This is a genomic window from Oceanicola sp. 502str15 (assembly GCF_024105635.1).
In the GTDB taxonomy this organism is placed as follows: Bacteria; Pseudomonadota; Alphaproteobacteria; order Rhodobacterales; family Rhodobacteraceae; genus Vannielia.
The window spans coordinates 2,852,501-2,864,630 of the sequence record NZ_WYDQ01000001.1; the positions used below are offsets into that span (position 1 = coordinate 2,852,501).

Genomic DNA, 12,130 nt, shown 5'->3' on the forward strand with positions numbered 1-12,130 from the left:
AGTCGATCATGTCGGTCACCGGCTCAATAGTTCTTGGAGAGATCCATACCCTCGTAGAGCGCAGCGACCTCGTCTTCATATCCGTTGAACATCAGCGTGTCCTGGCGCGAGGCAAAGAGCCCGCCGCCGATGACCCGCTCAGATGCCTGGCTCCAGCGCGGATGGCTCACCTCGGGGTTCACGTTCGAATAGAACCCGTACTCCCGGGCATTCAGGTTGTTCCACGTCGTCGGCGGCTCTTCATTCACGAGGCTGATCCGCACGATCGACTTGATCGACTTGAAGCCGTACTTCCACGGCACCACCAGCCGGATCGGCGCACCGTTCTGGTTTGGCATCGGTTTGCCGTAGATCCCGGTGGCCATCATCGTGAGCGGATGCATGGCCTCATCGAGCCTCAGGCCCTCCACGTAGGGAAAGGGAATGACCTTTCGCTTCACGCCCGGCATGTTCTCGGGCTGCACGACGGTTTCGAACGCGACATAGCGGGCACCGCTCTGCACCCCGACCTTGGCCAGAAGATCGGCCAGTTCGAAGCCATTCCATGGCACCACCATCGACCAGGCCTCGACACAGCGGAAGCGGTAGATCCGTTCTTCCTCGGTCAGCCCTTCGGTCAGATCGGCCAGGGTGTAGGTTCCCGGCTTGTCGACCATCCCGTCGATCTCGATCTTCCAGTCGGATGTGTCGAGCGCGCCGGCGTTGGCGGCAGGGTCGTTCTTGCCGGTGCCGAACTCGTAGTAGTTGTTGTAGCTCGAGATGTCTTCGAGGCTGTTGGGCTCCAGTTCGCCGGTCGCGGCCTGAGCCTGACCGGCAAGGCCACCGGCCACACCTGCGGCTGTCAGCCCGGCGATGATCTGACGCCGGTTCAGCCAGATCGGCTCCGGTGTCACGTCGGCGCGGGTCAGTTTGTTGGTCCAGCGAAAAGCCATGGTCGTCTCCTTCTTTCCCCGCTCACTATATAGAGTGCGAAATCTGAAACATTTCTCACGAGCCGGTTGGCTGACAGGATCGTCAGCCGTTGAAACACGCGGACCGCCCTATTCGGGCGGTGCATTGAAGCTGGGCAGGATGCGGTTGAACGGGATCGAGGTGCCATCGGCCTGAACGATCCGCACATGCCGTCGCCGCATCAGCCGGGGCTCGGCGACCCCGACGGAATGGGCGATCGTCTCCACCTCCTTGATTACCGACTTGGCATAATGGGCCACCTTCTTGTCCTTGTCTTCAACCACCAGCCCTTTCTGGAAGCGGGGGTTGTGGGTGGTGATGCCGGTCGGGCAGGTGTTCCTGTTGCACTTCAAGGCCTGGATACAACCGAGCGAGAACATGAAGCCGCGGGCCGAGGTCACGAAGTCGGCCCCCAGCGCCAGCGCCAGTGCCACATCGCCCGGGTTCACCATCTTCCCGGAGGCCACGAGGCGGATGCGCTCCTTGAGGCCGAACTCGTCGCGCAGGTTGTTGAACACCGGCAGGGCCTCGCGGATCGGCATGCCGACGAGATCCATCAGAGGCATCGGAGCGGCCCCCGTGCCGCCCTCTCCCCCGTCCAGCGTGATGAAGTCGGGCGCCGAAGCCTCGCCGCGCTGCGCGATCAGCTCGAACAGCGGACGCCAGGCCTCGATATTGCCGATCACCGTCTTGAACCCCACGGGCTTGCCGGTGGCCTCGCGGATATGGTCGATCATGTCGAGCAGATCGCCCCAGTCGTCGATATCCGGGTGGCGGTTGGGCGAGATCGACGCCTCGCCAACGCGGATGCCCCGGATCTCGGCAATCTCGGGCGTCACCTTGGCGGCGGGCAAGATACCCCCCTTCCCCGGCTTGGCTCCCTGCGCCAGCTTCAGCTCGATCATCTTGACCTGCGGATGATCGGCCAGCTCCTTCAGCTTTTCGTAAGACAGGTTTCCGTCATGATCGCGCACGCCGTACTTGGCGGTGCCGATCTGAAACACGAGGTCGCATCCGCCCTCGAAGTGGTAGGGGCTCACCCCGCCCTCGCCCGTGTTCATCCAGATCCCCGCCAGCTTGGCCCCGCGGCTCAGGGCACGGACGGCGGGCTTGGAGAGGGCCCCATAGGACATGCCGGAAATGTTGAAGATCGACTGCGCCGTGTAGGGCTGGCGGCAATGCGGCCCGATCAGCATCGGCTCGGTCGAGGCAAACTGGTCATCCAGTGGCGGAAAGGCGGCGTTCACGAAGATCGGCGTGCCGACAACGCTGATGTTGCGGGTGGAGCCGAACGCCACGGTGTTGGAATGCCCGGCGGCCGCGTGCTTCACCCAGTCGCGCTGCGCCCGGTTGAAGGGCAGCTCCTCGCGATCCATCGCAAAGAAGTACTGCCGAAAGAATTCGCCCAGCGTGCTGAACAGGTGCCGGAAGCGCCCGATCACCGGGTAATTGCGGCGAATGGCGTCCTGCGTCTGGGTCTTGTCTATTATAAAGAGAGTGACTGCGATCAGGATGGCGATGCCGATTGCGATCAGCAGCGCAAACGCCAGCACCTCCAGCGCCCAGCCTGCCCAGTTGCTAAACAACATCTGCCTGCCCTCCCTCGGTAGGTGGCGGCAGGATGCGCGGGGCAGCAGGCAAGGGCAAGTGCAGAGAACCGGGCTTCGCCTGCCCTACCCGCGAAGCGACGGAAGACCGATGCCGGTGCTCTCGAACCCGCCATCGACCGAGAGCAATTGCCCGGTGATGTAACTAGCCTTCTCGGAGAGCAGAAAGACGATGCCCTGCGCGATCTCTTCTTCTTTGCCGTACCGGTTGAGCGGAATCGCATCGTGGTAGGCGGCGCGGATGTCGGGGGTGTGGACGGCGAGCGCCAGCTTGGTATCGACCGGGCCGGGGGCAACACAGTTTACACGCACACCCGCTTCGCCCCATTCGGCTGCGAACTGCTTGGTCAGGTGAATCACCCCGGCCTTCGAGGTGCCATAGGCGACGCGCAGCGTGCTGGCCCGATGGCCCGAGATGGATGCGATGTTGACGACCGCGCCCCGGCTTTCAAACAACGCCTCTCGAGCGGCCTGGGTGCAGAGGAAGACCCCATCGAGATTGGTCGCCATGACTTCGCGCCACATGGCAAAGCCGGTTTCGGCCTCGGGGCCGAACAGTGCGACGCCGGCATTGTTTACCAGCCCGTCAATCCGGCCCAGCGCGGCCTTCGCCTCGGCAACCATTCGCGTCACGTCCTCGGGCTGCGAAACATCCGCGCTGATGGCAACGCTGCCGGGCACTTCGGGCAAGGCCTGTTCAAGCGCGGCATCGTCTCGGTCGACCAGGGCGACCTTCCATCCGTCCGCCGTAAGCAGCTTTGCCGTCGCCAATCCGATCCCGCGTGCGCCGCCGGTGATGATTGCACCCTTCATCTTCCCCTCCCCAAGCAAAGGCCCCCTCCCGGGAAGGAAGGGGGCCTTGCGTTCTTAGGCGGGCGAAGGGCCCGGATCAATCGGGCTCAATGCACCACGGCATCGTCAGGGCGCGGGCGGTTGGACCCCGTCACCTTGTCACCGATGATGAGCCCGTCCGCCCCGGCAGAGACCGTGACCGTATCGCCATCGCTGATGTCACCGGCCAGCAGCATCTGGGCCAGCTCGTTCTGCAGGGCCCTCTGGATGACCCGCTTGAGCGGGCGAGCCCCGAAGACCGGATCATAGCCCTCGTCGGCCAGCCACTTGTGCGCGCCTTCGTCCAGCTCGATCGCAATGCCCCGCGCGCCAAGGCGGCGGCGCAGATGCGCAAGCTGGATATCGACGATCCCGTCCATGTCGCCCCGGCTCAGCCGGTCGAAGATGATGGTCTCGTCGAGACGGTTCAAGAACTCGGGGCGGAAGTGTGCCCGCACCGCGTCCATCACGTCGCGCTTGGCCTCGCCTGCATCGGAGCCTTCGGGAAGCTGGCTGAGCGCCTGTGCCCCGAGATTGGAGGTGAGGATGATCAGCGTCTGCTTGAAGTCGACCGTCCGCCCCTGCCCGTCTGTCAGCTGCCCGTCATCGAGCACCTGAAGCAGAACGTTGAACACGTCGGGGTGCGCCTTCTCGACCTCGTCGAAGAGCACGACCTGGTAGGGCCGACGCCGCACCGCCTCGGTCAGCACGCCGCCTTCGTCGTAGCCGACATAGCCCGGAGGCGCGCCGATCAGGCGGGCAACGGCGTGTTTCTCCATGAATTCGCTCATGTCGATCCGCACCATTGCGCTGTCGTCGTCAAACAGGAACTCGGCCAAGGCCTTGGTCAGCTCGGTCTTGCCCACGCCGGTCGGCCCGAGGAAGAGGAAGCTGCCCAGCGGCCGCGCCTCGTCGTTCAGCCCGGCCCGCGCACGGCGCACCGCGTTTGACACGGCCCGCACAGCCTGGCGCTGGCCGATCACCCGCTTCCCGATCTCGTCTTCCATCCGCAGCAGCTTCTCGCGCTCGCCTTCCAGCATCCGTGCGGTCGGAATGCCCGTCCAGCGCTCGACCACTTCGGCGATCTGCTCGGGGCGCACGGCCTCTTCGACCATCACGTCGGTTTCCGACGCTTCGGCCTCTGCCAGCTGTTTCTCGAGCCCCGGGATGACCCCATAGGAAAGTTCGCCCGCCTTGGCGAGATTGCCCTCGCGCTTGGCCTGATCGAGCTGAGCGCGCGCGTGGTCGAGCTTTTCCTTGATGTCGCGGGCACCTTCGAGCTTGTCGCGCTCCGCCTGCCATTTGGCCGTCATCTCGGCGGACCGCTCCTGAAGATCGCCCAGCTCCTTTTCCAGCTTCTCGAGCCGGTCCTTGGAGGCCTGGTCATCTTCCTTCTTCAAGGCTTCTGCCTCGATCTGCATCTGCAGGATCTGCCGATCGAGCGCGTCCAGCTCTTCGGGCTTGCTATCCACCTCCATCCGCAGACGGCTCGCCGCCTCGTCGACAAGGTCGATCGCCTTGTCGGGCAGAAATCGGTCGGTGATGTAGCGGTGGCTCAGGGTCGCTGCGGCCACGAGGGCGGAGTCGGAGATCCGCACACCGTGGTGCAGCTCGTACTTCTCCTTGATGCCCCGCAGGATCGAAATGGTGTCCTCCACCGTCGGCTCCTCCACCATGACCGGCTGGAACCGGCGGGCAAGGGCGGCGTCCTTTTCGACGTGCTTGCGATATTCATCCAGCGTGGTGGCGCCAACGCAATGCAGCTCGCCCCGCGCCAGCGCGGGCTTGAGCAGGTTGGAAGCATCCATCGCGCCATCGGCCTTGCCGGCGCCCACGAGCGTGTGCATCTCGTCGATGAACAGCACGATATCGCCCGCGGCGGCCTCGATTTCCTTCAGGATCGCCTTCAGCCGCTCCTCGAACTCGCCGCGATACTTCGCGCCGGCAATCAGCGAACCCATGTCGAGCGCCATCAGGGTCTTCCCTTTGAGGCTCTCGGGCACGTCGCCGTTGATGATGCGAATGGCAATGCCCTCGGCAATCGCGGTCTTGCCCACGCCGGGCTCACCGATCAGCACCGGGTTGTTCTTGGTCCGGCGCGAGAGCACCTGCATGGCGCGGCGGATTTCCTCGTCGCGGCCGATGATCGGGTCGATCTTGCCTTCGCGGGCACGTTCGGTGAGGTCGAGTGCGTATTTCTTCAGCGCGTCGTAGCCCTCTTCCGCCGAAGCGGTATCGGCAGTGCGGCCCTTGCGGATGTCGTTGATTGCGCCGTTGAGATTTTGCGCAGAGACGCCGCCCGCCTCCAGCGCCGTCTTGGCGCCAGAGCGCACAACGGCCAGAGCGGTCAGAATCCGCTCGACCGGCACAAAACTGTCGCCCGCCTTCTTGGCGATCTTGGCAGCCTCGTCGAGCACCTTGCCGGTCTGGCTATCGAGATAGACCTGCCCGGCATCGCCCGAAACCTTGGGCTGCTTTGCAAGCGAGGCCTCGAGCGCCTCGAGCACGCGGGCCGGCTGGCCACCTGCGCTCTTTATCAGATTGGAAGCGAGGCCCTGCTCATCGTCCATCAGGGCCTTCAAAAGATGCTCCGGCACCATCCGCTGATGGTCCTCGCGCATTGCTATGGTCTGTGCAGCTTGAATGAAACCGCGAGACCGTTCCGTGAACTCGTTCATGTTCATCGGTAGTTCTCCTTTTCACAAGCGCCCCATGCTGGTCTGCCCGCCCGGCGGCACAGACCTTTCGGGGCCTTCGCACATCTATTTGGGGTCGCCCCGCGCCACTCTCAAGAGGGCCGGGTTCCGCGGACTCACTCTTTCGTGACTCCTCATGGAAAATTTTAGGGAACATTCCCACATCTTGTTGAGTTGAAAGTGTGAACCACAGGATGAGGAGGCAGAGATGCCGTTCACCGGACCACAGATTGATCAAGTCATCTACGACCCGGCCATGCGCAGGTTTGAGGCCGATGTCAGCTTCACCACCGGAACGCCCCTGCGGCGCAAGGTACATGTATCCATCCCCGGGCACGTTCAATGGGGCCATCAGAAGATGGTTGCCGAGCTGGTTGCCGCGGGAGAGCGCGCACTTCAGGCGCGATAGGTTTTTGGATGTGGGCCCTGTAGCGGATCGCTCGGGCCCACCACAGCGCGACGGGTTGCTGCCTGGCCCGTCCCTGTCTCAGGCCCGTCTTCGCATGTCCCCCATGGCGAAGGCGGGCCCTTTTCTTTTCAGCCGTTCAGGTGATCCACCACCATCAGGTGCTGTGCGGTGGTATTGACCCGATCGAGCCAGCGCAGAACGAGCCGGGGATCGGACGGCGCTGCGCTGACCCCTGCCGGGATTTCCTGCGCCAGCACCGCCTCGACGGCCAAAGCCACCGTATCACTCACCAGCCGGGCCATTGCCGAGCCGCGGGCATCGCCCCAGGCGTCCATGGCGTAGGTCTTGTGGTAGACGGGAACGCCTTCGGCCTCGGCCTTCAGCGCAACACAAAGCACCACCCGATCGGGCTCGCCCTCTGCGTAGGCGTGCTTGTCCCAGAATTCCGAGGCCATCTCGGCCAGCCGGGCATCGGCCTCGGGCTTGCCTTCCAGCGCCTCGACCTCGGCGAACACGTCCTTCCAGGCCTCCGCCCAGCCGTTGAGCCGTAGCGTGCCGCGGACGAAATCCTTTACCTTCCAACCCGGCTCAAAGCCGTATTCGGCCATGAAGGGCAGGCTGTCGCGGTTGGGGTAGACCTCGAAGCTCTCGGGCGTGGCCAGCGGCGCGTCGTAGCGGCTGAGGGCATCCCAGGGGCGCGACACCCGCAGCTCGGAATGGCTGCGCAGCGAGACGGAGGGAGACTTGAGCGCCTTCAGAACGCCGAGTGGCGACCATGAGAACTTGTAGCGAAAGGCGTTGGGCTCCTTCGGAATTCCGCCACAATAACTGATGAAACTCAGCACGTTATCGGGGTTGAAGCCTTCGGACGCGCGGTAGTCGGCCATCAGCCAATGGGCCATCAGGTGGTCGATGCCCGGATCGAGCCCCACCTCGTTGACGAACCGCAGCCCCTTCTCCTTCGCCACCCCGTCCAGCGCCCGCATTTCGGGGCTGATGTAGGAGGAGGAAACGAAGTTGGCATCCTTGTCGAGGCAAAGCTGCGCCAGCGGCACGTGATGGTCGCCAGGCAGCATCGACACCACCATATCACCCGCGGCCAGATTGCCAGCGAGCGCTTCCATATCGAAGGCGCGAATGTCGTCGGTCAGGTCGCCAACGGCCTCGCGGGCCTTCTCCACCGTGCGGTTCCAGACCGCCACATCATCGCGCTCGGTCAGCAGTCGTCGCAGCCCCGGGATGGCCGAAAGGCCTGTGCCGCACCAGTGAATCGTCATTTCATGTGGTCCTTGAATGTAGTTTCCGCCCTGCCCCAGACGCCCTTGCCGATCTCACCGAGGCGCAGCAGGTGGGGCAGCATCTGCCCTGCGAAATCCTCGCTCGACTCTCTGGGGAGCAAGGAAGGCAGGTTGTCGATTGCCATGATGTCGAGCACCGGCGACTCGGCGACGCGATGCACCGGGGACTCCCAGCTCGTGGCCGAGTCATAGACCGGGATCGGGTTGAAATCGCTGGTCGGGTCGCAGGCGATGTCGCCCACGGCCGCAAGTGCGCGCGGGGCCGACAGGGCCTCTTTAGGCACGAATACAGGGGTTTGGGGCCCTGCCAGCACGCAGTTGAAGAAGAGTTCGTGCGCGAGAATCTCGGGGAACGGGCCGCCCGAGGCGGTTTCGGCCATGTCCCAGCGCAGGGGCTCGATGTCGACGGCGTTGCACATGTCGGCCGCTCCGTTGCCGACGCGGCCGAGGGCCCCGACGATGAGTGCGCGGGGCAGGTTGAGATCCGCGAGGTCGGCGCGGATTTCGTCGACCAGTGCCCCCTGCTCTTCCCACTCGCTGACGGCGCCGCATTGCCCGCCGCGCTGCGCGGCGGCCCAGGCCTTCAGCGTGACGGCCGCGCCGACGAATCCGGCCCAATAGCCGAAGGCGGCAACACGGCGGCCATTTTCGTCGGTGAGATACTCGAGATCGTAGAGCGTGCCGCCGCCTGCCCCGAAGCGCCGAAGCAGCTCTTTTCCGGCGCTTTGGCCCTTGTAGGCATGGCCGAACATGATGTGGCGGTGGGTCAGCGGGCTTCCGTCTTCGGGCAGCTCCTTCAGGCCGTAGATCAGGGCATCCTGTGGGGCCTCGCGCCAACTGCCGCGGGGGGCAATCTCTGCGCCGGCGGCCTTGTAGCGCGCGATCGGCAGGATCCTGTCGGGGCTGTCCTCGACGGTAACGCGGAAGCCATCGGCTTTGAGGGCCTCGACCGCATCGGGCACAAGGCCCACGCGCCGTTCATTTTCGCGCTCCTCGGCGCGGACCCAGAGATGGACCATGTGACTTCCCCGCTCGTTGCCGCCCGACTTAACAGCGCCGGGCGGGCAGGTGCAATCGACTCGCGGCTCAGAACAATCCGCGCAGCGCCGGAAGCAGGCTTGCGGCCACGATCCCGACGGCGACACCGATGCCGAACCGGATGGGCACACGCCAATGCGCCGGGACGAAGCCGGCGAGCAAACCGCAGACAACGGCATAGAAAGCCAATGAAACAACGTCCATCCGTCTCACCTTTCACTTTTTCGGAACAGAGTTTCGCAGCTATTGAACACTCGTTCAGAAAATCATTTGACGCATCCCCCCTGCCTTGACCATAGTAACCGACAATCAACGTCGGGCCAAAGGCCTGGTGCCTGGGGAGAGGCGCCTTCTGGGAGGAGACATTGACGGTGACGGTAACGCCCGAGGGCGATCTTAAGACCATACCTGCGCTTCTGGCGCGCAATAGCCGTCAGTTCGGCAGTCGTCCGGCCTTTCGGGAGAAGGAATTCGGGATCTGGCAGAGCTGGACCTGGGCCGAGACCGCCGAGGAGGTGGATGCGCTGGCGATGGGGCTGGTTGCGCTGGGGCTTGAGCCCGGCGACCACCTGGCGATCATCGGGCGCAACCGGCCTGCGCTGTACTGGTCCTTTGTGGCCGCGCAGAAATGCGGGGCGGTGCCGGTGGCGCTGTATCAGGACGCGAACGCGGAAGAGATGGCCTATGTGCTGGAGCACTGTGGCGCGCGCTTCGTGATCTGTGGCGACCAGGAACAGGTCGACAAGGTGATCGAGGTGCAGGCGCGGGTCGAGGGGATCGAGCAGATCATCTACGTCGACAAGCGGGGGCTGCGGAAATACGACCACAGCCAGATGAACGCCTATGCCGATGTGCAGGCCGAAGGGCGTGCGGGGCGGCAGCGGCTGGAGCCGGTGGTGCGCGAACGCGAGGCGGCGCTGGGGTGGGACGACACCTGCGTCATGCTCTACACCTCCGGCACCACGGGCAAGCCGAAGGGTGTTGTGCTCAGCAACCGCAACATCATCGAGACCTCGAAGAACTCTGCCGCCTTCGACCATCTGACTGAAAACGAAGAGATTCTGGCCTACCTGCCGCTGGCCTGGGTGGGGGATTTCATTTTCTCGGTGGGACAGGCGATGTGGGCCGGGTTCTGCGTGAACTGCCCGGAGAGCGAAAGCACCATGATGACCGATCTGCGCGAGATCGGGCCGACCTATTACTTTGCCCCGCCCCGGGTGTTCGAGACCCAGCTGACCTCGGTGATGATCCGGATGGAAGACGCGGGCCGGGTGAAAAAGTGGTTGTTCGACAAGTACATGGCCCATGCCCGCAAGGTCGGGCCAAGCCTGCTGGACGGCAAGAGCGTGAGCGCGGGCGACCGGCTAAAATACAAGCTGGGCGAGCTGTTTGTCTACGGGCCGCTGAAGAACACGCTGGGCTTCAGCCGGGTGCGCGTGGGCTATACGGCCGGCGAGGCGATTGGCCCGGAAATCTTTGATTTCTATCGCTCTTTGGGGATCAACCTGAAGCAGCTCTACGGCCAGACAGAGGCCAGCGTGTTCATCACCCAGCAGCCCGACAACGAGGTGCGGGCCGATACGGTGGGGGTGGCGTCACCGGGGGTGGAGCTGAAGATCGACGAGAATGGCGAGGTCTACTATCGCTCTCCCGGTGTCTTCGTGAAGTACTACAAGAACGACGAGAGCACCGCCTCGACCAAGGATGCCGAGGGCTGGGTGGCCACCGGCGATGCGGGCTTCATCGAGCCCGAGAGCGGCCACCTGCGCATCATCGACCGCGCCAAGGACGTGGGCAAGCTGGCCGATGGCCGGATGTTTGCCCCCAAGTACGTGGAGAACAAGCTCAAGTTCTACCCCAACATCCTTGAGGCCGTGGTGATCGGCGCGGGCCGCGACCGCTGCTGTGCCATGATCAACATCGACCTCGGGGCCGTGGGCAACTGGGCGGAGCGCAACAACATCGCCTATGCGAGTTACCAGGAGCTGGCGGGGCACCCGGATGTGCTCAATATGATCCAAAGCCATGTAGAAGAGGTTAACGCCTCGGTGGCGCAGGACGAGATGCTCGCGGGATGCCAGATTCATCGCTTTCTGGTGCTTCACAAGCAGCTCGATGCCGATGACGGCGAGCTGACGCGGACGCAGAAGGTGCGGCGCGGGGTGATCGGCGAGAAATTCTCCGACCTCGTGGACGCGCTCTACGGCGGGTCGCAGACCGTCTTCACCGAGACCGAAGTGACCTATGAGGACGGCCGCAAGGGCTCGATCAAGGCCACGCTGGAGCTGCGGGATGCGAAGGTGTTCGAGCCTGCGCGGAAGGTGGCTGCCGAATGAAAATTTCCTGCGATGCCAGGGGGATGACCCATGCTTGACCAACCCGCCGAGAGCTACGTGACCGCAGATGGCCGCACGATTGGCGGGGTCATGATGGAGATGAAGCACATCACGCTGCGGTTTGGCGGGGTGGTGGCGATCAAGGATATTTCCTTCGACATCCGCGAGGGCGAGATCCGGGCGATCATCGGCCCGAACGGGGCCGGAAAATCGAGCATGCTCAACGTGATAAGCGGATTCTACAACCCGCAGGAAGGCGAGGTGTGGTTTCATGGGGCGAAGCGCGCGCCGATGAAGCCCTACGAGGTGGCGCGGCAGGGAATTGCCCGGACATTTCAGAACATTGCGCTGTTCGAGGGCATGTCGGTGCTCGACAACATCATGACCGGCCGCCTTGGCTTTATGAAAAGCGGGATGCTGGCCCAGGCGATCTGGTGGGGCAAGGCCGAGAAGGAAGAGAGCGAGAACCGGGAAGCTGTTGAAAAGATTATCGACTTTCTGGAGATCCAGAACATCCGCAAGACCCCGGTGGGCCGCCTGCCCTACGGGCTGAAAAAGCGCGTGGAGCTTGGCCGTGCCCTGGCCGCCGAGCCGAAACTGCTGCTGCTCGACGAGCCGATGGCGGGGATGAACGTGGAGGAGAAGGAGGACATGAGCCGCTTCATCCTCGACGTAAATGACGAATATGGCACGACAATTGCGCTTATCGAACACGATATGGGCGTTGTCATGGATCTCAGCGACCGGGTGGTCGTGATGGATTACGGAAAGAAGATCGGGGATGGCACCCCGGACGAAGTGCGCAACAATCAGGCGGTCATTGATGCCTACCTGGGAGTTGCACATGATTAGAGAGATCGCCGCCTTAACCGCCCTTCATGTGCGAAAACTATCGGGACACAACCTGTACACACCCTGTGCACACCCCGTGCATACGCGCGCGGCCTTCGCCGCTGCGGCGGTT

Annotated in this window: 11 protein-coding genes (1 of these 11 only partly in view); 3 read left to right on the forward strand and 8 right to left on the reverse strand. The window is 63.7% G+C overall.

Annotation, left to right across the window (positions count from 1 at the left end):
- The 5 genes from msrQ to clpB form a co-directional block, all read right to left on the reverse strand.
- Positions 1-10 carry the 5' end (the start) of a protein-methionine-sulfoxide reductase heme-binding subunit MsrQ gene (msrQ, locus tag GTH22_RS13940; protein WP_252946102.1) on the reverse strand. 599 nt of this gene lie to the left of the window's left edge, so only the first 10 of its 609 coding nucleotides appear in the window; its start codon is at positions 8-10; its stop codon lies beyond the left edge, outside the window.
- Between the two features lie 13 nt (positions 11-23).
- Positions 24-932, reverse strand: a complete 909-nt coding sequence (gene msrP, locus GTH22_RS13945) for a protein-methionine-sulfoxide reductase catalytic subunit MsrP (protein ID WP_252946104.1) — start codon at positions 930-932, stop codon at positions 24-26.
- Positions 933-1,040: 108 nt separating this feature from the next.
- The gene (locus GTH22_RS13950) at positions 1,041-2,540 is read right to left on the reverse strand and encodes an FMN-binding glutamate synthase family protein (RefSeq protein WP_252946106.1); all 1,500 of its coding nucleotides are present in this window, start codon (positions 2,538-2,540) and stop codon (positions 1,041-1,043) included.
- An 84-nt stretch (positions 2,541-2,624) separates the two neighbouring features.
- On the reverse strand, positions 2,625-3,371 hold the full coding sequence (locus GTH22_RS13955) for an SDR family NAD(P)-dependent oxidoreductase (protein ID WP_252946108.1): 747 nt from the start codon (positions 3,369-3,371) through the stop codon (positions 2,625-2,627).
- Between the two features lie 86 nt (positions 3,372-3,457).
- A complete protein-coding gene (gene clpB, locus GTH22_RS13960; protein WP_252946110.1) occupies positions 3,458-6,073 on the reverse strand; it encodes an ATP-dependent chaperone ClpB in 2,616 nt (871 codons plus the stop codon).
- Positions 6,074-6,293: 220 nt separating this feature from the next.
- Here clpB and GTH22_RS13965 point away from each other — a divergent pair, with 220 nt between their 5' ends.
- The gene (locus GTH22_RS13965; protein WP_252946112.1) at positions 6,294-6,494 is read left to right on the forward strand and encodes a hypothetical protein; all 201 of its coding nucleotides are present in this window, start codon (positions 6,294-6,296) and stop codon (positions 6,492-6,494) included.
- Positions 6,495-6,622: 128 nt separating this feature from the next.
- Here the strand turns inward: GTH22_RS13965 and GTH22_RS13970 are convergent, their stop codons facing one another.
- From GTH22_RS13970 to GTH22_RS13980, 3 genes are all read right to left on the reverse strand, one after another.
- A complete protein-coding gene (locus GTH22_RS13970; RefSeq protein WP_252946115.1) occupies positions 6,623-7,771 on the reverse strand; it encodes a saccharopine dehydrogenase C-terminal domain-containing protein in 1,149 nt (382 codons plus the stop codon).
- Positions 7,768-8,811, reverse strand: a complete 1,044-nt coding sequence (locus GTH22_RS13975) for a saccharopine dehydrogenase (protein ID WP_252946117.1) — start codon at positions 8,809-8,811, stop codon at positions 7,768-7,770. Before GTH22_RS13975 ends, GTH22_RS13970 begins: the two co-directional genes overlap by 4 nt.
- Positions 8,812-8,878: 67 nt before the next feature.
- Positions 8,879-9,034: a hypothetical protein gene (locus tag GTH22_RS13980; RefSeq protein ID WP_252946119.1), complete on the reverse strand. Its 156-nt coding sequence runs from the start codon at positions 9,032-9,034 to the stop codon at positions 8,879-8,881.
- A 161-nt stretch (positions 9,035-9,195) separates the two neighbouring features.
- On the opposite strand from GTH22_RS13980, the gene GTH22_RS13985 reads away from it, so the two are divergent.
- Positions 9,196-11,166, forward strand: a complete 1,971-nt coding sequence (locus tag GTH22_RS13985) for an AMP-binding protein (RefSeq protein ID WP_371928355.1) — start codon at positions 9,196-9,198, stop codon at positions 11,164-11,166.
- A gap of 30 nt (positions 11,167-11,196) precedes the next feature.
- Positions 11,197-12,018: an ABC transporter ATP-binding protein gene (locus GTH22_RS13990; protein WP_252946123.1), complete on the forward strand. Its 822-nt coding sequence runs from the start codon at positions 11,197-11,199 to the stop codon at positions 12,016-12,018.
- Positions 12,019-12,130 lie beyond the last annotated feature (112 nt).

What these genes read in the sequence shown, in the direction of transcription:
- GTH22_RS13980 (WP_252946119.1), bottom strand. Translation starts at nt 9,034, where the DNA reads ATGGACGTTGTTTCATTGGCTTTCTATGCCGTTGTCTGCGGTTTGCTC.
- GTH22_RS13990 (WP_252946123.1), top strand. Translation starts at nt 11,197, where the DNA reads ATGCTTGACCAACCCGCCGAGAGCTACGTGACCGCAGATGGCCGCACG.
- clpB (WP_252946110.1), bottom strand. Translation starts at nt 6,073, where the DNA reads ATGAACATGAACGAGTTCACGGAACGGTCTCGCGGTTTCATTCAAGCT.
- GTH22_RS13970 (WP_252946115.1), bottom strand. Translation starts at nt 7,771, where the DNA reads ATGACGATTCACTGGTGCGGCACAGGCCTTTCGGCCATCCCGGGGCTG.
- msrP (WP_252946104.1), bottom strand. Translation starts at nt 932, where the DNA reads ATGGCTTTTCGCTGGACCAACAAACTGACCCGCGCCGACGTGACACCG.
- GTH22_RS13955 (WP_252946108.1), bottom strand. Translation starts at nt 3,371, where the DNA reads ATGAAGGGTGCAATCATCACCGGCGGCGCACGCGGGATCGGATTGGCG.
- GTH22_RS13965 (WP_252946112.1), top strand. Translation starts at nt 6,294, where the DNA reads ATGCCGTTCACCGGACCACAGATTGATCAAGTCATCTACGACCCGGCC.
- GTH22_RS13975 (WP_252946117.1), bottom strand. Translation starts at nt 8,811, where the DNA reads ATGGTCCATCTCTGGGTCCGCGCCGAGGAGCGCGAAAATGAACGGCGC.
- GTH22_RS13950 (WP_252946106.1), bottom strand. Translation starts at nt 2,540, where the DNA reads ATGTTGTTTAGCAACTGGGCAGGCTGGGCGCTGGAGGTGCTGGCGTTT.